The organism is Pseudomonas sp. NS1(2017) (assembly GCF_002269425.1).
Taxonomy (GTDB): domain Bacteria; phylum Pseudomonadota; class Gammaproteobacteria; order Pseudomonadales; family Pseudomonadaceae; genus Aquipseudomonas; species Aquipseudomonas reactans.
Genome location: NZ_CP022960.1, coordinates 683,901 through 703,030 on the forward strand (window position 1 = coordinate 683,901; position 19,130 = coordinate 703,030).

The following is a 19,130-nucleotide window of genomic DNA, read 5'->3' on the forward strand; positions in this document are numbered from 1 at the left end:
CGAAAATCTACGGTTGGGACCTTGGTCAACACGGTCCCTGTAGGAGCTGGCTTGCCTGCGATGGCATTGCCTCGGTGCATCTGTTGCACCAAGGTGTCTGCATCGCAGGCAAGCCAGCTCCTACATGAGCCGGTTTCGCCCGAGGGTTATGCGGTGTTACTTGGCAGCCCAAGAGTTGAAGCGCTGCTCCAACTGCTCACCGTTATCCGCCCAGAAGCTCACGTCGATCTGCACCTGGTTGGCGATGTTTTCCGGGGTGGTCGGCATATCTTTGAGGATGTCCTTGGCCAGCAATGGCACGGCTTGGGTGTTGGCCGGGCCGTAGGCGATGTTTTCCGAGTAGGTCTTCTGCTGCTGAGGCTGCACCGAGAAGGCGATGAATTTCTTCGCTGCTTCAGCACGGTCTTTCGCCAGGCCTTTAGGAATCGCCCATGCGTCGAAGTCGTAGATCCCACCGTTCCACACCACTTTCAGGTTGCTTTCTTTTTGTACGGCGGCGATGCGGCCGTTGTAGGCCGAGCTCATCACCACGTCGCCGGAAGCGAGGTATTGCGGCGGCTGGGCGCCGGCTTCCCACCATTGGATGTACGGCTTGAGTTCGTCGAGCTTCTTGAAGGCACGGTCCTGGCCATCTTTGCCGGCCAGCACTTTGTAGACGTCCTTCGGCGCGACGCCATCGGCCATCAGCGCAAATTCCAGGGTGTACTTGGCGCCTTTGCGCAGGCCGCGTTTGCCCGGGAACTGCTTCACGTCCCAAAAATCTTTCCAACCGCCTGGCGGTGCCTTCAGCTTGTCAGCGTTGTAGGCCAGCACCGTCGACCACACAAAAAAGCCCACGCCGCAGGGCTGGATGGCCCCCTTCACATAATCCGCAGTGTTACCAAACAGTTTCGGGTCCAGCGGCTCGAACATGTCTTCGTCACAGCCACGGGACAATTCCGGCGACTCCACTTCCACCAGGTCCCAGGACACGCTCTTGGTGTCGACCATGGCTTTGACCTTGGCCATTTCACCGTTGTACTCGCCAGCGATGATCTTGCCATTGCCCGCGCTTTCCCACGGTGCGTAGAACGCTTTGACCTGGGCCGCCTTGTTCGCGCCGCCAAAGGACACGACCGTCAGGTCCGGGCCTGCCATGGCCTGTGTCGCGCCCATCAAGCCCAAAGCCAGGGCGGAATACTTCAGGGATCTCAACATTGTTGTTCTCTCCACGTGCAGGGTTGGTGAAGCCAGGGGGCGATCAATTCGCCTCTAGAAGTGGGTCGAGTGCGCGAACGTGCTCGACTTGCCAGCCAATCGGTACCACGTCGCCGACCGCCAGGGCTGGGTCCAGCTCGGCAATCGGTTGTTTCACAAAAAAATCGGCTTTGCCGCAGACTTCCAGGCGCACACGCACGTGGTCGCCCAGGTAGATGAATTCCGCCACCCGCCCAGAGAAGCGGTTGACGCAAGATTCGCTGGAACCATTGAGGCTAACGCGCTCCGGGCGCACCGACAGGGTCACCGGACCGCCGACCTGGCCGACATTCACCGCCAGCGCCTCGACCTTCTCACCGCGCGCCAGCTCCACCACGCAGCGCTCGCCGGTATGGCTGTGCAAGCGGCCGTTGAGTCGGTTGTTCTCGCCGATGAAGTTGGCGACGAAGGTGTTCTTCGGTTCTTCGTAAAGGGTGCGCGGCGCGGCGATCTGCTGGATCTCGCCCTGGTGGAATACCGCCACGCGGTCAGACATGGTCAGCGCCTCGCCTTGGTCGTGGGTCACGTACACCACAGTCACGCCGAGGCGCTGGTGCAGGTGCTTGATCTCCATCTGCATGTGTTCGCGCAGTTGCTTGTCGAGGGCGCCGAGGGGTTCGTCCATCAGCACCAGCTGTGGTTCGAACACCAGCGCCCGAGCCAAGGCCACGCGCTGTTGCTGACCACCGGACAATTGCGCCGGGTAGCGCTGGGCGAACGCATCGAGTTGGACCATGCTCAATACGCGTTTGACCCGCTCGCTGATATCGGTCTTGCTCAAGCCCCGCACCGACAGCGGGAACGCCAGGTTCTCGGCCACGGTCATGTGCGGAAACAGCGCATAGTTCTGGAACACCATGCCGATGTCGCGCTTGTGCGGCGGCACGTTGTTGATGGAGCGCCCGGCCAGCTGGATTTCGCCGGCCGTCGGCGTTTCAAAGCCGGCGAGCATCATCAGGCTGGTGGTCTTGCCCGAACCGGAAGGCCCGAGCAGGGTGAGGAACTCGCCCTTGCGAATCTCCAGGTTGAGGTCTTTGACGATCAGGTTCTCGCCGTCGTAGCTCTTCTGCACGCCACGAAAGCTGACCAGCACATCATTTGAATCCACCTCGCTCATACCCGCACCTTTTTGTTTTGGACTGCTGTGAGACAAGCGTAGTCCAGGCGCAAGGCCCCGGAAATCGGGGGCCAGGAGAGAATCGCATCAGCCGGATGGAAGGTTGGGGGTAGGGATTGCCCTACACGGATGGCGCGCACGGGACGGTGCAGCGGCAAGGGGCGAGCTGCAAGCGGCAAGAATGGGCTCGGCGGGGTTTTCGCGGTGTCGTTATCAGGTATGAGGTTAGAGCAGCTTGTGTTCCATGGCGTACTTCACCAACTCCGCAAGAGAGGTGATATTGAGCTTTTGCATCAGCCGCGCCTTGTGGGTGCTGATGGTCTTGCTGCTCAGCGCCAGTTGCTGGGCGATGTCGTTGACGTTGGCGCCCTGGGCCAGGCGCTCGAACACCGAGAACTCGCGCTCCGAGAGCAATGAATGCAGCGGTCGCGTATCGGTGAGGCCGACTTCGAAGACCATCCGGTCGGCCAGGTCCGGGTCGATGTAACGCCCACCGGCCGCCACCTTGCGAATCGCCGTGAGCAACAGCGCCGGGTCACTGTCCTTGGTGGCGTAACCGGCAGCACCCACCTTCAAGGCGCGAGCAGCCATTTGCGCTTCGTCATGCATCGACAGCACCAGGATTGCCGGCGGATTGTTCAGCGCACGGATCCGCGCAATCGCTTCCAGGCCGTTGACGCCGGGCATCGAGATATCCAGCAACACCACCTCGCAGGCCACGTGGCGCAGGGTTTCCAGCAATTGCTCGCCATTGCTGGCCTCCCCCACCACCAACAGGTCTTTGGCCAGGCCGATCAATTGCTTGATGCCTTCACGAACGATCGTGTGGTCTTCGGCTACCAGTACGCGAATCACAGGGACTTCCTCATGGTGTTATGCATCCAACGGCACCGTGACACTCAGTGTGGTGCCTTCCCCCAATTCGCTGTCCAGGCTCAACTGCCCGCCCATGATCAGCACGCGCTCGCGCATGCCTACCAGGCCAAACGACACCGGACGGCCCTGGGCCTGGACGAAACCGACGCCATCGTCGCTGATGGTCAGGCGCAAGTCCGTGCCCTCCAGGGCAAGGGTCAGTTCCACAGTATGCGCCTGGGCATGGCGCATCACATTGGTCAGCGCCTCCTGCAGGATGCGGAACAAGCCAATGGCCTTGGCATCGCTGAGGGTCGGCAGGTTATCTGGAACCTGCACCAAGCAGGGAATTTGCGTGCGCGCTTCGAAGCGCCGCGCCTGCCATTCAATGGCCGAAGCGATACCCGCATCCAGAATCGGCGGGCGCAGGGCCGTCGCTACATCGCGCACTAACTGGAACAGTTGGGCGATCAAACGCTTCATGCTGTTCAAGCGTTCATGCAAACCCGGATCTAGCTGCGCATAGGCCAACTCGCACATGGAGGTTTCGAGCTTGAGCACGGTGAGCATTTGCCCGAGCTCGTCGTGCACTTCACGGGCGATACGGGCCTTTTCTTCTTCGCGTACGGTTTCCAGGTGGGCGGACAGTTCGCGAAGTTGCGCACGGGAGGCATCCAGTTCCAGCTCGATGCGCTTGCTCTCGCTGATGTCCCACACGATCCCATCCCACACCACCGAGCCGTCTTCCAGGCGTCGGGTGACCGCCTTGATCTCGGCCCAACGCTGCTCGCCCTCGCGCGGAAGAATCCGACCTTGCCAGAACCAGTTGCTCTCAGTGTCGGTAGCCTGATCCAGCGTGCCGAGGTAACTGACGCGGTCGTCTGGATGCACCACGCTGCGAATCCCCACTTCCGGCCGACTCAGCACCGAAGGCGCGTAACCCACCAGGCTTTCGCTGCCCTCACTGATGTAGGCAAATTCGATTTCGTCGCTCAACGGCAAGCGCTCCAGGCGGAACACCAGCCCCGGCACGTTCGCCGCGATTCCCTGCAGGCGTGCCTCACTCTCCTGCAAGGCCGCCAACGCGCGACGACGCTCGGTGACGTCATTCAGATAAACCACCAGGTATTCGCCGTCGGCAAATCGTAGGAAGCTCAAGGACACATCCGCAGGCAACACGCTGCCATCCGCCCGCAGGCAGTCAGTGGCAAAACTCTGCGGCCCCTCTTCACTGGCGCGGGCGCGTCGCCACAGATTCAGCCAGCGATCCATGGTGAGGGAGGGATCGAACTCGACCAGCGGCCGCTCGATCAGCGCACCGGGACCGTAGCCGAGCATGCTTTCGGCCGCACGATTGGCGTAGCGCACATGGCTGTCCCAGTTGACCCAGAGAATGCCGACGGTGCTCTGGTCGATGGAAAACTGTGTCAGTCGCAAGGCCTCGGCACCGGCAGCCCGGGCAGCGCTTTCTTCCCGCGCGGCCAACAGGCCGTGTTCCAGCACCCGTTGCTGGCGGCGTTGCCAGAACACCACCGCCAGGCTGGCGAGCAACAGCAGCCCCAGCAACAGGCTGAGGTTTTGCCACAGGCCAGGGGATTCCGTCAGTCGTGGGTATTTGGGTTGCAGCCAGCGGTTGTGCAGTTGATCAAGGTCGCGGGCGGGAATCGTACGCAAGGCACTTTGCATGATGCCGGCCAGTTCCGGCCATTCCCGCCGCGTGGCCACGCGCAGTAATTGCGGCAGGCCGATATCGCCCACCACTGCCAGCCCGGCAAACTCCGCCTCGCCGGACAAGCGGCTCAATTGCGCCTCATCCACCACCGCATAACGCGCTTGCTGGCTCACCAATAATTGCAGGGCCTGACGCTCCATGGGCACGCCTTGCAGATTGAGGCTGGGGTAGGTACTGCGCAGGTAATCAGCCACTGCGCTGGGCATGCGCACGGCGACGCGGGATTGCTCATCGAGCTTTTCCAGCTCCACGGCGCCGCCGCCCTCACGGATGCCGACGATGTGTTGCGGCACGCGCATATAAGGGTCGGTGAACAACCACAGACGCAAACCCGCCGGGGTTTGTTGCAGGCCCGGGGCGATGTCCACCTCGCCCTCGCGCACGGCGACTTCCAGTTGTTCCTGATTGGGGAAATTGCGCCAGGTCAGCTCGATATTCAGCGCCTTGGCCAGCCACTGCATCAACTCGACATTCGCCCCGGACAGCCGTTGCAAACGCCGATCGTATTGCGCGTAGGGTGCTTGCAACACCAGGCCCACCCGCAGCTCCGGGTGCTGGGCCAGCCATTCGCGTTGCTGCACATTGAGCTGTGCCTGGGGCGCGACGGGCGCAGGGGCGGCAGTTGCCATCAAGGCAAGGCACAAACAGCCGATAACCAGCAGACAGCGAAAACCCATGATCCACGTCTCACATCACTGACAAATACTGACCAACCCATTAGGCTGCTGGAATCACTTCTGGCCGGGAATTTACGATGCCCTTTTTTCACCGTTCAGCACTGCCAGCATTGTGCCTGTCGCTGCTTTTTACCAGTGCCTTTTCTGTACAGGCCGCTGACGCCCCCGCACCTGCCGCGGAAAAACCGGTCGAGCGCCAACCCTTGTCCGAGCGCAGCCAGGCAGAAGCCAGCGCTCTGGAACGCAAGATCCCGCAACAAGAACAGCAGCAATTGCAGGCGGGCAGCGATTCATTCCTCGCCCTGTGGAAACCCGCCAACAGCGCCGAGCCCGAAGGCGTGGTGATTATCGTACCGGGCGCTGGCGAAAATGCTGACTGGCCGCAAGCAATCAGCCCGTTGCGGCATAAGTTTCCGGATGCCAATTGGGGCAGTCTCAGCCTGTCGTTACCAGATGTAAGCGTGGATACGCTGCCACCGCGTGTGATGGAAGCGCCGCAGGCGACTGTCGACACCAGCAGCAAGGAAGCGAGCACCGCCGACAAGCCCATCGAGCAAGCCGCCAGCGCCGAAGCCGAAGGCACGGACCCGGCGGTGGTGCCCGGTGCCGATGAGCAGGACAAGACCGACGCTTCACGCATCTTCGCGCGCATCGACGCCGCCGTGGCCTTCGCCCAGACCCAGAGCGCACGCAGTGTGGTGCTGCTCGGCCATGGCACCGGTGCCTGGTGGGCCGCACGTTATTTAAGCGAGAAGCAACCGTCACAGGTACAGAAGTTCATCATGGTCGCGGCGCAGACGCCTACCGGGCGCCAGCCTGATGTCCAGCAACTGGCCCCCGGCCTGAAGTTGCCGACCGCCGATGTCTTCTATCAGGACAACGCCCAATCACGCAAAAACGCCCTGGCCCGTGCCCAGGCCGCCAAGCGTTTGAAAAATGACGGTTACAAGCAGGTGTCGTTGAAAGCCTTGCCCGGCAACAGCGCCGCCGGGCAGGAACAGTTGTATCGACGCATTCGTGGCTGGTTGAGCCCGCAGGTAAGCGCCGATTGAAAGCTACCTGAAGTCCCGGCGCTCGCGAATCAATGCATAGGCATTGTGCAGTTCGCGAGTGCGTTCAGTGGCATCACGCACTTGCGCGGGGCTGGCACCGGTGCCGGCGATCTTGTCCGGGTGATGACGGCTGAGCAGGCGACGATAAGCTCGCTTGATCACCGATGGCTCGGTGGTGGCCGTCACGCCCAGCAGGCGCAACGCGTCCTGATAAGTCGGGCCCCGGCTGACCAGCGGCTTGCGCTCCGGGGTGTAGTCGGCCGCCAGTGCCTGCAACTGTTGCGGCGTCCAGCCCAGCCATTTGCCCCAGAGGTCGATCAGGTCTCGCTCGGCGTCATCCGCCTTGCCGTCTGCCCAGACCATGCGCCAGCAGGCGCGCAATACGCCTTCCGCCGCATGGGGTTGAGCCTTGAGCACACGCAGATAACTGCGCACGCGGTCGGAGCCGGACTTGCCGCGATTGAACGCCGCAATCGCGCGGCGCTGGGCCGAATCAGTCATGTCGAGCGAGCGCATCTCCTGACGCGCCTGCTGGATATGCCCATCCACCACCCGACCATTGCTCTTGGCCAAACGCCCCAGCAACACAAATAACAGCTCGTCATTGCGCAACGCCGGGCGCCCACCCAGGCGCTCACGCAACTGCGCCCAACTGTGCAATTGCAGGCGACGGTCCAGCGCCTGCCCCAACAGCGCACCCAACATGGCCCCCGGAATACTGGCAATGGCAAAGCCAGCCCCGGCGCCGATCAGCGTCCCTGGCCACAGCATGTTACTGCCCCGCTGTCAGCAGGGTTTCGACCTGCGCCAGGCGCTCCAGCGTGCCGACATCAATCCAGCGTCCCGCCATGTGTTCCCCCGTTACCAGACCTTTGGTCATGGCTGCCCGCAGCAGCGGCGCCAGCTTGAAGGCACCCGCGCTGCAACCCGCGAACAGCTTGGGGTCGAGCACTGAAATGCCACTGAAGGTCAGGTTATCGGCACCGGCCGCTGCATCATGAAGCAAACCGTGATCCAGATAGAAATCACCGCCCGAGGGGTGATGGGCCGGGTTGTCGACCATCACCAGATGAGCCAGGCCCTTGAGCGGCTGCTTGAGCTGGGTAAAGTCGTAGTCGGTCCAGATATCGCCATTGACCACCAGGAAGGGTTCATCCCCCAGCAACGGTAATGCCTGGAAAATCCCACCGCCGGTTTCCAGCGGCTCGCCTTCGGGGGAGTAACGGATACGCAAGCCAAACTGCGCGCCGTCCCCCAAGTAGCTTTCGATCTGCTGGCCGAGCCAGGCATGGTTGATCACGATATCGGTGAAACCAGCCTTGGCCAGGGCCTCCAGGTGATACTCGATCAGGCGCTTGCCGCCGGCCTGCACCAGCGGCTTGGGCGTGTGCAAGGTCAGCGGGCGCATCCGCTCGCCCTTGCCGGCGGCCAGGATCATCGCCTTCATACGCGGGCCTCGGCGGGGTGGCGCAGGCTGGCGAGCAACTCACCCAGCTCACTCAGCTCCGGACGGTCCGCCAGCACTGCTTCTATATAAGCAAAGAAGCGCGGCACGTCAGCCAGGTAGCGTGGCTTGCCGTCGCGATGGCAAATGCGCGCAAAGATACCGATGACCTTGAGGTGACGCTGTACCCCCATCAGGTCACTGGTGCGCAGGAAATCGTCGAAATCCGCCTGCACCGGGATGCTCAGTTGCGCCGCACGCTCCCAATACCCGCGCTGCCATTCCCGCACGCGGGCCTTGGGCCAACTGAGGAAGGCGTCCTTGAACAAACAGGTGATGTCATAGGTGACCGGTCCGTAGACCGCATCTTGAAAATCCAGCACGCCGGGGTTGGGTTCGCTGATCATCAGGTTGCGCGGCATATAGTCGCGATGCACCAACACTTTTGGCTGCGCCAGGGCGCTGTCGATCAGGTGATCACTGACCCGCTGCCAAAGCGCTTGCTGCTGCGTATCCATTTCGATACCCAGGTGGCGGCGCACGTACCACTCTGGAAACAATTCCAGCTCGCGGCGCAGCAAGGCGACGTCGTAGCTGGGCAAAGGCACGTCCATCGGCAATTGCTGGAAGGCCAACAAGGCGTCGATGGCATGGGCAAACAATTGATCGGCGTTTTTGTCGTCAATCACGTCGAGATAGGTTTTTCTGCCCAGGTCATTGAGCAAAAGAAAGCCGCGCGGCAAATCTTCTGCGTAAATTTTTGGAACATTTATCCCCGACTTTGCCAGCAAATGTGCGATATCGACGAAAGGTTTGCAGTTTTCCTGGGGGGGCGGAGCGTCCATGACCACGAAGGTCCGACCGCCGCCTTCCCAACGGAAATAGCGCCTGAAACTCGCGTCGCTGCTGGCCGCGGTCAATGTGGCCGGGGGTACGGCACCCCAGCCTTGAGCGTTGAAAAGGATCGGCAACTGCTCATCCAGCCAGACTTCCAGCTGTTGTAAACGTAGATCTTGCTCGGGCATTACAAGGGTCTCCGACGGCGCTAGCCGTCAAGCGGGGCATGCTTTATTATCACGCATCTTTTTCAGACCATCGAGAGGCGTGCGGCCCAAACCGCGGGCAGATGGCACGCAGGAAGCCCGGACTAATAAGATGGCATTGAAATCCCCCGCGTTTCGTAGAAAATTTCCGTTGCTGGTAACCGGCAGTCTGCTGGCCTTGCAACCCTTCGCCACCTCATTCGTGGTCGCCGCGGAACAGTATGACTGCTCAGTCTCTGCTTCGGGTGCCTGGGATTGCGCGCCGAAAACCGCCGCAGCCCCGCTACCACCGCGCCCGGTGCATGATGGCGCCGCCATCAGCTCCGCCAACAGCACGGCGCAGGCCGATGCTGGCGGCAACGCCGAGGCCGAGCCCAAGACCGCACTGGTCACCGAATCCAAGGGCCGTGGCCTGCGCTCGCGCAGCGCCGACTACAGCCACCTGGACTGGGTGCCCCGCGAGAAGCTGACCGCAGCGCAGCTGGCCGAAACCGGCCCGTACTGCGGCGGTGCGTACATCGAGCCGACTCGTCCTGGCATGAACGACAAGACGAACAAGAGCGATGCGCCCACCTTCATCGGCGCCAAGGCCTCGCGTTACGAGCAGGAACAGCAAGTCGCGACCCTGGCCGGTGACGTGGTCATGCGCCAGGGCAGCATGCAGTTGGAATCTGAAGAAGCCAGCCTGTACCAGGCCGAGAACCGTGGCGAGCTGAACGGCAAGGTCCGTCTGCGCGACAACGGTGCGCTGATCGTGGGCGACCACGCCGAAGTGCAACTCGACACCGGCGCGGCCCAGATCGACAACGCCGAATACGTGCTGCACAAGTCGCGCATCCGCGGTAACGCGCTGTACGCCAAGCGTGCTGAAAACGCGATCATCCGTCTCAAGGACGGTACGTACACCACCTGCGAGCCAGACAGCAACGCCTGGCAGCTCAGGGGCAACAACATCACGTTGAACCCGGCCACCGGTTTCGGTACCGCCACCAACGCGACGTTGCGGATCAAGAACATCCCGATCCTCTACACCCCTTACATCTATTTCCCGATCGACGACCGTCGTCAATCCGGCTTCCTGCCGCCGAGCTTCAGCACCGGCAGCGAAACCGGCTTCACCCTGGTGACGCCGTACTACTTCAACCTGGCGCCCAACTACGACGCCACGTTGTACCCGCAATACATGACCAAGCGCGGCTTGTTGATGGAAGGCGAATTCCGCTACCTCACCAAATCCAGCGAAGGCCAGTTCGGCGGCGCGTACCTGAACGACGACAACGACGAACGCAAAAAGCAGACCGATTACGAAAAAACCCGCTACATGCTCAATTGGCAGCACAAGGGCGGGTTGGATTCGCGTGTAGCGACCCAGGTGGATTACACCCGCATCAGCGATCCTTACTACTTCCAGGATTTGAAGTCGTTCCAGGAAGGCGTTGAAAGCCGGGATGCCCTCAATCAACAGGGTTCCGTGACCTACCGCGGCGACACTTACCAGGCGCGCCTGAACCTCCAGGCTTACCAGCTGGCAACGATCTCCCAGATCACGCCGTATGACCGGTTGCCGCAGATCACCTTCAATGGTGCGCTGCCGTACCATCCGGGCGGGCTGAACTTTACCTATGAGACTGAAGCTGTTCGCTTTGAACGCAGCCTTGAAAAAGGCACGTTTACCGATCAGGACGGACTTGTGTCGCCTCGTCTGGATACCTACGTCACCGGCCTGACCCGCGCCAACGGCACGCGGTTGAATGTTGCGCCAGCCGTCGACTACCCGATGAACTGGACCTACGGGTTTATCACGCCAAAGCTCAAGTACGTTTACACCAAGTACGATCTTGACCTGGACAACATCGGCAAGAACCAGATCATCGCCCAGCAAGCAGCTGCCACTGCGGCCAAACCGTACGCTGGTGGCGACTTCAAGAGTTCGCAAGACCGCGCCGTGCCCATTGCCAGCGTCGACAGCGGCCTCTATTTCGACCGCAACACCAACTGGTTCGGCAAAGATTATCGCCAGACCCTTGAGCCGCGTGCGTTCTACCTGTACGTACCGAACAAGGACCAGGCTGATATCCCAGTCTTCGACACCAGCGAATACTCGTTCAGCTACGCGTCGCTGTTCCGCGATAACCGCTTCAGCGGCACCGACCGTATCGGCGACGAGAACAAGCTGTCCCTGGGCTTGACCAGCCGCTGGATCGAAGAGAACGGCTTCGAGCGTCAGCGCGTATCCGTCGGCCAGGCCGTGTACTTCAAGGACCGTGAAGTTCAACTGCCGGGTATCCTGGCGGCTGACCGTGCCGATGCACAGTCGGATGTTTCGCCGGTTGCCCTGGACTACGAGTTCCGCTTCAACCGCGACTGGCGCGCCACTGCCGACTACAACTGGGACACCGAGGAACACAGCCCTCGTTCCGGCAGCGCAATGCTCCACTACCAGCCGGAAGACAACCCGAACAAGATCATCAACGTCGGTTATCGCTACCGTAACGACCAGGTCGTCTACAACCAGCTGACCGGCAAATGGCAGTTCGGTGGTGACTACGGCCAGCCAGGCGATGCGAACTTCGTGAAGGATTACTACAAAATCCAGCAACACGACTTTTCGATGATGTGGCCGATCATTCCTCAGTGGAACCTGATCACCCGCTGGCAGTATGACTACGCTCGCAACCGTACCCTTGAAGCCTTCGGTGGTTTCGAGTACGACAACTGCTGCTGGAAACTGCGCGTCATCAACCGTTACTGGGTTTCCAACGACGAATACAGCCAGATCGCCCCGCTTAACGAAAAGGGTGACCACGGGCTCTTCTTCCAGATCGTCCTCAAAGGACTCGGCGGCCTGACCGGCGCCAAGGTAGAGAGCTTCCTCGACAAAGGCATTGAAGGTTATCGTGAACGTGAAGACCAAGCTTTCTGATTGTCTGCGCCCGCTAGTGCTGGGCGCACTGTTCCTGGGTACCGCATCGGCGCACGCTGCGGTTCAAGAACTGGATAAGGTAGTGGCCATCGTCGATAACGACGTGATCATGCAGAGCCAACTGGACCAGCGCGTCAAGGAAGTCCAGCAAACCATCGCCAAACGTGGCGGCGGCGTGCCACCGACCAGCGTCCTGGACCAGCAGGTACTCGAGCGTTTGATCGTCGAGAACCTGCAACTGCAGATCGGCGATCGTTCCGGCATCCGTATTTCGGACGAAGAACTGAACCAGGCCGTGGGCACCATTGCCCAGCGCAACAACATGAGCATCGACCAGTTCCGTGCAGCCTTGGCCCATGACGGTTTGTCCTATGAGGACGCCCGTGACCAAATCCGCCGTGAAATGATCATCAGCCGTGTGCGTCAGCGCCGCGTGGCCGAGCGGGTTCAGGTGTCCGAGCAGGAGGTGAAGAACTTCCTGGCGTCGGACCTGGGCAAGATGCAGCTTTCCGAAGAACTGCACCTGGCCAACATCCTGATCCCGACACCGGACAGCGCCAACTCCGAGCAGCTCAATGCAGCGGCCGCCAAGACCCAAGCTATCTATGATCGCTTGAAGGCGGGTGCCGACTTCGCCCAAATGGCGATCGCCCAGTCCGGTAGCGACAACGCACTGGAAGGCGGCGACATGGGCTGGCGTAAAGCGGCTCAATTGCCTCCTCCGTTCGACCGCGAGCTGAGCGCAATGGAAGTCGGTGGCATCACCCAACCTGCGCGCACACCGGGTGGCTTCATCATCCTGAAGCTCCTGGAAAAACGTGGCGGCGAAACATCGCTCAAGGATGAGGTGCACGTTCGCCACATCCTGGTCAAACCAAGCGAAATTCGCACCGAAGCCCAAACCAAGGAACTGGCCCAGAAGATCTATGACCGCATCCAGAGCGGTGAAGACTTCGCCACCCTGGCCAAGAGTTTCTCGGAAGACCCGGGTTCTGCCCTCAACGGCGGCGACCTGAACTGGATCGATCCGAAAGCGCTGGTGCCGGAGTTCCAACAGGTGATGGCCGATACCCCGCAGGGCGTATTGTCCAAGCCGTTCAAGACCCAATATGGCTGGCATGTGCTGGAAGTCCTTGGCCGTCGCGCCACCGACAACACCAACCAGGCCCGCGAGCAACAAGCGCTGAACGTACTGCGTAACCGCAAATACGACGAAGAGCTGCAAACCTGGCTGCGTCAGATCCGCGACGAAGCCTATGTTGAGAACAAGCTGCCAGGCGCCCAGACAGGCACCGACCAGGCAGTTCAGTGAAACCCCAGCGTTTCGCGGTGACACCCGGCGAGCCGGCCGGCATTGGTCCTGACCTGTGCCTGCTGCTCGCCTCGCAACCCCAGCCACACCCCCTGATTGCCATTACCAGCCGCGACCTGCTCCTTGAGCGGGCCGCGCAGCTGGGTGTGGCTGTCACACTGCTGGACACAGCGCCTGGCAACTGGCCCGATCTGCCCGCCCCTGCTGGCAGCCTGTATGTGTGGGACACCCCGCTGCTGGCCAACGTGGTCGCCGGGCAACTGAACAAAGCCAACGCGGCGTTCGTGCTGGAAACCCTCACTCGCGCAGGGCAAGGCTGCATCGATGGCGACTTCGCCGGCATGATCACTGCGCCCGTGCACAAAGGTGTGATCAACGAGTCCGGCATCGCTTTTTCGGGCCACACCGAGTTCCTCGCCGAGCTGACCCACACCGAACAAGTCGTCATGATGCTGGCCACGCGTGGCCTTAGGGTCGCCTTGGTGACCACGCACCTGCCGCTGCGCGAGATTGCCGATGCCATCACCGTCGAGCGGGTGGAACGCGTCACGCGGATCCTGCACGCCGACCTGCAACAAAAATTCGGCATCGCCCAACCGCGCATCCTGGTCTGCGGGCTCAACCCCCACGCCGGCGAAGGCGGCCACTTGGGCCATGAAGAAATCGACATCATCGAACCCACCCTGGAGCGTCTGCGCCAAGAAGGCATGGACCTGCGCGGCCCACTGCCTGCGGACACTCTGTTTACCCCCAAATATCTGGAGCACTGCGACGCAGTGCTGGCGATGTACCATGACCAGGGGCTGCCGGTGCTTAAATACAAAGGCTTCGGCGCCGCAGTCAACGTGACACTGGGCCTGCCGATCATCCGCACCTCCGTCGACCATGGCACTGCCCTGGACCTGGCGGGCAGCGGCAAGATCGATACCGGCAGCCTGCACGTGGCCCTGGAAACCGCCTATCAGATGGCCGAGACCCGTATATGACTGAGCATTACCAACACCGGGCGCGCAAGCGCTTCGGGCAAAACTTCCTGCACGACGCTGGCGTGATCGACCGCATCCTGCGTTCCATCCATGCCAAGCCTGAAGACCGTCTGCTGGAAATCGGCCCGGGCCAGGGCGCACTGACCCAAGGCCTGCTGGCCAGCGGCGGCCAACTCGACGTGGTGGAATTGGACAAGGACCTGATCCCGATCCTCAACCAGCAGTTCGCCGGCAAGCCCAATTTCAACCTGCATCAGGGTGATGCGCTGAAGTTCGACTTCAACACCCTCAATGCCGCGCCCAACAGCCTGCGTGTGGTGGGTAACCTGCCGTACAACATCTCCACGCCGCTGATTTTCCACCTGCTGAACAACGCCGGCATCATCCGCGACATGCACTTCATGCTGCAAAAGGAAGTGGTTGAACGTCTGGCCGCGGGTCCTGGTGGTGGCGATTGGGGCCGCCTGTCGATCATGGTTCAGTACCACTGCCGCGTCGAACACCTGTTCAACGTCGGCCCTGGCGCGTTCAACCCGCCGCCGAAGGTCGACTCGGCCATCGTGCGCCTGGTACCACATGCCGTGCTGCCACACCCGGCCAAGGACCATAAGCTGCTGGAGCGCGTCGTGCGCGAAGCCTTCAACCAGCGCCGCAAGACCCTGCGCAACACTCTCAAGGCGCTGCTGAGCAATGCCGAGATCGAAGCTGCCGGCGTCGATGGCGGCCTGCGCCCCGAGCAACTGGACCTGGCCGCCTTTGTGCGCCTGGCCGACCAGTTGGCCATCCAGCCTGCGCCAACCGCAGACTGACAGCGCCGGGCAAGGCCAGACACATGTCTGGCCTAGTGCCCTCCTGTTGGCCTAGACTGACCCGCATCTGCTGTCCTCCGCTTTTAAGGCCTCTTGCATGTCCGATCCTCGCTACCAGATCGACGTCAGCGTCGTCACCCGCTTCCTGGCGGACCAATCCCAACCTGAACACAACCGCTTCGCCTTTGCCTACACCATCACGGTGAAAAACAACGGGCTGGTGCCGGCCAAGCTGCTGTCGCGCCACTGGGTAATCACCGACGGTGACGGTCAGGTCGAAGAAGTGCGCGGCGCCGGTGTGGTGGGCCAGCAACCGTTGATCGACAGTGGCGCCAGCCATACCTACAGCAGCGGCACGGTAATGACCTCCAAAGTCGGCACCATGCAAGGCTCGTATCAGATGAAAGCCACCGACGGCCAACTGTTCGACGCCATCATCAAGCCCTTCCGCCTTGCCGTGCCGGGAGCCCTGCACTGATGGCGACGTACGCGGTCGGCGACCTGCAAGGTTGCCTGGAGCCGCTCAAGTGCCTGCTGGAGCGCGTGGCCTTCGACCCGGCCAACGATCGCCTGTGGCTGGTGGGTGACTTGGTCAATCGCGGCCCGCAATCCCTGGAAACGCTGCGCTATTTATATAGCCTGCGCGACTCTTTGGTCTGCGTATTGGGCAACCACGACCTGCATCTGCTGGCCGCGGGCAATAACATCGAGCGCCTGAAAAAGGGCGATACCCTGCGGGAAATCCTCGAAGCGCCGGATCACACCGAGCTGCTCGACTGGCTGCGCCGGCAGAAAATCCTGCATTACGACGAAGCCCGCAACATGGCCCTGGTCCATGCAGGCATCCCGCCGCAATGGACACTGAAGAAAGCCCTCAAGTGCGCCGCCGAAGTCGAAAGCGCCCTGGCCGATGACAACCTCTATACCGCCTACCTCGACGGCATGTACGGCAACGAGCCGGTAAAGTGGGACAACGACCTCAGCGGCGTCACGCGCCTGCGGGTCATCACCAACTACTTCACGCGCATGCGCTTCTGCACCGCCGAGGGCAAACTCGACCTCAAGAGCAAGGAAGGCGCTGACACCGCGTTGCCGGGCTACAAGCCGTGGTTCGCTCACAAAGAGCGCAAGACCCGTGACACCAAGATCATTTTTGGCCATTGGGCGGCCCTTGAGGGCAAGTGCGACGAACCCGGCGTGTTCGCCCTCGACACCGGTTGCGTGTGGGGTGGCGCCATGACCCTGATGAACATCGACACCGGCGAGCGTTATAGCTGCCAGTGCGAATCCCCTCTTCCCGTTACACTGCCGGCTACTGCCAAGCCGTAGGAGCCCGCCATGAGCGAATTCAAACGTATCCCCCCCGAACAAGCCCAGGCCCTGCGCGAGCAAGGCGCCGTGGTTGTCGACATCCGTGACCAGCCGACTTATGCGGCCGCCCACATCACTGGCGCCCAACACCTGGACAACGTCAACATCGCCGACTTCATCCGCGCCGCCGACCTCGACGCGCCGGTAATCGTGGCCTGTTATCACGGCAATTCCAGCCGGAGCGCGGCAGCCTATCTGATCAGCCAGGGCTTCTCCGACGTCTACAGCCTGGACGGCGGCTTTGAACTGTGGCGTACGACTTATCCTGCGGAAATTTCTTCGGGCAATTCGCAATAATTTTTTTCACACCCCGCTACCCCGCGTGACGCTTGGGCTCGCGCCGTTTCTGACGAACGGCGCAGCCAAACTAATTGCGCATCGCGCCTTGACCTCTCCGATTCCGAACTATCCTTAAGCGCAGGCCATCCGAATCAGGGGAGAGCCGGTACACCGGCGTGCGGGTCATCGGTAGCGTTTCAGGGTGTTCTGGGGGGAAAACGGCCATTGGCGTCTGCCAATGTCTGCCAGCATCGACTGATTGATCCGGCGTCGGCTCCACGTATCGAGCGAGGTGACGACGTCATGAGTATATTCAGCCACTTCCAACAACGCTTCGCGTCCACACAGCAGGAAGAACTCACGCTGCAAGAGTATCTCGAGCTGTGCAAACAGGATCGCAGCACCTACGCGTCTGCCGCCGAACGCCTGCTGCTGGCAATTGGCGAGCCGGAGCTGATAGACACCTCGAACAATTCGCGCCTGTCGCGAATATTTTCCAACAAGGTGATCCGCCGCTATCCGGCCTTTGAAGACTTCCATGGGATGGAAGAATGCATCGACCAGATCGTCTCCTACTTCCGGCATGCCGCCCAAGGCCTGGAAGAGAAGAAACAGATCCTCTACCTGCTCGGCCCCGTCGGCGGCGGTAAATCGTCCCTGGCCGAAAAGCTCAAACAACTGATCGAGAAGGTGCCCTTCTACGCCATCAAGGGCTCGCCGGTCTTCGAGTCGCCTTTGGGGCTGTTCAACGCCACGGAAGATGGCGCGATCCTCGAAGAAGACTTCGGCATCCCACGTCGCTACCTCAACACCATCATGTCGCCCTGGGCCACCAAGCGCCTGGCCGAATTCGGCGGTGACATCAGCCAGTTCCGCGTGGTCAAGCTCTACCCATCGATCCTCAACCAGATCGGCGTGGCCAAGACCGAGCCGGGCGACGAGAACAACCAGGACATCTCGGCGCTGGTGGGCAAGGTCGATATCCGCAAACTCGAAGAATATCCACAGAACGACGCCGATGCCTACAGCTACTCGGGCGCGCTGTGCCGGGCCAACCAGGGCCTGATGGAGTTCGTGGAAATGTTCAAGGCACCGATCAAGGTGCTGCACCCACTGCTGACCGCCACCCAGGAAGGCAACTACAACAGTACCGAAGGCTTGGGCGCGATTCCGTTTACCGGGATCCTGCTGGCCCACTCCAACGAATCCGAGTGGCACACCTTCCGTAACAACAAGAACAACGAAGCCTTCATCGACCGGATCTACATCGTCAAGGTGCCGTACTGCCTGCGGGTCAGCGATGAAATCAAGATCTACGACAAATTGCTGTTCAACAGTTCGCTGGCCAAGGCCCATTGCGCGCCCGACACCCTGAAGATGCTTGCCCAATTCACCGTGTTGTCGCGCCTCAAGGAGCCGGAGAACTCGAACATCTATTCGAAGATGCGCGTGTACGACGGCGAAAACCTCAAGGACACCGATCCCAAGGCCAAATCGATCCAGGAGTACCGCGACACCGCCGGTGTGGATGAAGGCATGAACGGTTTGTCGACGCGCTTTGCGTTCAAGATCCTGTCCAAGGTCTTCAACTTCGACCCACACGAGATTGCGGCCAACCCGGTGCACCTGCTTTACGTGCTGGAACAGCAGATCGAACAGGAACAATTCCAGGCCGAAACCCGCGAACGTTACCTGCGTTTCCTCAAGGAATACCTGGCACCGCGCTACATCGAGTTCATCGGCAAGGAAATCCAGACCGCGTACCTGGAGTCCTACAGCGAGTACGGCCAGAACATCTTCGACCGCTACGTGCTGTACGCAGACTTCTGGATTCAGGACCAGGAATACCGCGACCCGGAAACCGGCGAGATCCTCAACCGCGTGGCCCTCAACGAGGAACTCGAAAAAATCGAGAAACCGGCCGGCATCAGCAATCCGAAGGATTTCCGCAACGAAATCGTCAACTTCGTGCTGCGCGCCCGCGCCAACAACAACGGCAAGAACCCGACCTGGCTCAGCTACGAGAAGCTGCGCGTGGTCATCGAGAAAAAAATGTTCTCCAACACCGAGGACCTGCTGCCGGTCATCAGCTTCAACGCCAAGGCCAGCAAGGAGGATCAGCAAAAACACAACGACTTCGTCACACGCATGGTCGAGCGCGGCTACACCGACAAACAGGTACGGCTGCTCTCCGAGTGGTACCTGCGGGTTCGCAAATCGCAGTAAGGCAGCGACAGGCGTGAACTGCCGGGCCACTGGCCTGGCAGCTGACCGCTTGTCTCTAAGCTTCCAGC

Annotated in this window: 16 protein-coding genes; 9 read left to right on the forward strand and 7 right to left on the reverse strand. The window is 61.1% G+C overall.

Annotated features, from left to right (window positions below; translation table 11 throughout):
* Positions 1 to 156: 156 nt before the first annotated feature.
* From CI807_RS03335 to CI807_RS03350, 4 genes are all read right to left on the reverse strand, one after another.
* Positions 157 to 1,197, reverse strand: coding sequence for an ABC transporter substrate-binding protein (locus tag CI807_RS03335; RefSeq protein WP_016977887.1), 1,041 nt, complete (start codon positions 1,195 to 1,197; stop codon positions 157 to 159).
* Between the two features lie 43 nt (positions 1,198 to 1,240).
* Positions 1,241 to 2,353: an ABC transporter ATP-binding protein gene (locus CI807_RS03340; RefSeq protein WP_028618154.1), complete on the reverse strand. Its 1,113-nt coding sequence runs from the start codon at positions 2,351 to 2,353 to the stop codon at positions 1,241 to 1,243.
* Positions 2,354 to 2,578: 225 nt separating this feature from the next.
* The gene (locus CI807_RS03345) at positions 2,579 to 3,208 is read right to left on the reverse strand and encodes a response regulator transcription factor (protein WP_016977885.1); all 630 of its coding nucleotides are present in this window, start codon (positions 3,206 to 3,208) and stop codon (positions 2,579 to 2,581) included.
* Between the two features lie 18 nt (positions 3,209 to 3,226).
* The gene (locus CI807_RS03350; protein ID WP_095013718.1) at positions 3,227 to 5,617 is read right to left on the reverse strand and encodes a PAS domain S-box protein; all 2,391 of its coding nucleotides are present in this window, start codon (positions 5,615 to 5,617) and stop codon (positions 3,227 to 3,229) included.
* Positions 5,618 to 5,694: 77 nt separating this feature from the next.
* Here CI807_RS03350 and CI807_RS03355 point away from each other — a divergent pair, with 77 nt between their 5' ends.
* Positions 5,695 to 6,669 carry an alpha/beta hydrolase family protein gene (locus CI807_RS03355; protein ID WP_095013719.1) on the forward strand — a complete coding sequence of 325 codons (975 nt, stop codon included), beginning with the start codon at positions 5,695 to 5,697 and terminating at the stop codon, positions 6,667 to 6,669.
* A 3-nt stretch (positions 6,670 to 6,672) separates the two neighbouring features.
* On the opposite strand, the gene CI807_RS03360 is transcribed toward CI807_RS03355, so the two are convergent.
* From CI807_RS03360 to CI807_RS03370, 3 genes are read right to left on the reverse strand one after another with little or no spacing between them, the layout of a single operon-like run.
* Entirely contained in the window at positions 6,673 to 7,440 is a 768-nt protein-coding gene (locus CI807_RS03360) for a TerB family tellurite resistance protein (RefSeq protein WP_095013720.1), read from the reverse strand.
* A gap of 1 nt (position 7,441) precedes the next feature.
* Positions 7,442 to 8,116, reverse strand: a complete 675-nt coding sequence (gene murU / locus CI807_RS03365; protein WP_095013721.1) for an N-acetylmuramate alpha-1-phosphate uridylyltransferase MurU — start codon at positions 8,114 to 8,116, stop codon at positions 7,442 to 7,444.
* Positions 8,113 to 9,138 (reverse strand): aminoglycoside phosphotransferase family protein, encoded by a 1,026-nt coding sequence (locus CI807_RS03370; protein WP_095013722.1) that lies wholly within the window; start codon positions 9,136 to 9,138, stop codon positions 8,113 to 8,115. The genes murU and CI807_RS03370 overlap by 4 nt, the downstream gene beginning before the upstream one ends.
* A 130-nt stretch (positions 9,139 to 9,268) precedes the next feature.
* On the opposite strand from CI807_RS03370, the gene CI807_RS03375 reads away from it, so the two are divergent.
* The 8 genes from CI807_RS03375 (at position 9,269) to CI807_RS03410 (ending at position 19,062) form a co-directional block, all read left to right on the forward strand.
* The gene (locus tag CI807_RS03375) at positions 9,269 to 12,079 is read left to right on the forward strand and encodes an LPS-assembly protein LptD (protein ID WP_095013723.1); all 2,811 of its coding nucleotides are present in this window, start codon (positions 9,269 to 9,271) and stop codon (positions 12,077 to 12,079) included.
* Positions 12,054 to 13,391 (forward strand): peptidylprolyl isomerase, encoded by a 1,338-nt coding sequence (locus CI807_RS03380; protein ID WP_028618161.1) that lies wholly within the window; start codon positions 12,054 to 12,056, stop codon positions 13,389 to 13,391. The genes CI807_RS03375 and CI807_RS03380 overlap by 26 nt, the downstream gene beginning before the upstream one ends.
* The gene (gene pdxA / locus CI807_RS03385; protein ID WP_095013724.1) at positions 13,388 to 14,377 is read left to right on the forward strand and encodes a 4-hydroxythreonine-4-phosphate dehydrogenase PdxA; all 990 of its coding nucleotides are present in this window, start codon (positions 13,388 to 13,390) and stop codon (positions 14,375 to 14,377) included. Before CI807_RS03380 ends, pdxA begins: the two co-directional genes overlap by 4 nt.
* Complete coding sequence (rsmA, locus tag CI807_RS03390) at positions 14,374 to 15,186, forward strand: 16S rRNA (adenine(1518)-N(6)/adenine(1519)-N(6))-dimethyltransferase RsmA (RefSeq protein WP_016972385.1); 813 nt, start codon at positions 14,374 to 14,376, stop codon at positions 15,184 to 15,186. The genes pdxA and rsmA overlap by 4 nt, the downstream gene beginning before the upstream one ends.
* A gap of 97 nt (positions 15,187 to 15,283) precedes the next feature.
* Positions 15,284 to 15,664 (forward strand): Co2+/Mg2+ efflux protein ApaG, encoded by a 381-nt coding sequence (gene apaG, locus CI807_RS03395; RefSeq protein ID WP_003194726.1) that lies wholly within the window; start codon positions 15,284 to 15,286, stop codon positions 15,662 to 15,664.
* Positions 15,664 to 16,515 (forward strand): symmetrical bis(5'-nucleosyl)-tetraphosphatase, encoded by an 852-nt coding sequence (locus tag CI807_RS03400; RefSeq protein WP_095013725.1) that lies wholly within the window; start codon positions 15,664 to 15,666, stop codon positions 16,513 to 16,515. Before apaG ends, CI807_RS03400 begins: the two co-directional genes overlap by 1 nt.
* A 9-nt stretch (positions 16,516 to 16,524) precedes the next feature.
* Entirely contained in the window at positions 16,525 to 16,854 is a 330-nt protein-coding gene (gene glpE, locus CI807_RS03405; RefSeq protein ID WP_095013726.1) for a thiosulfate sulfurtransferase GlpE, read from the forward strand.
* Between the two features lie 285 nt (positions 16,855 to 17,139).
* Complete coding sequence (locus tag CI807_RS03410; protein WP_038843013.1) at positions 17,140 to 19,062, forward strand: PrkA family serine protein kinase; 1,923 nt, start codon at positions 17,140 to 17,142, stop codon at positions 19,060 to 19,062.
* Positions 19,063 to 19,130: the final 68 nt, after the last annotated feature.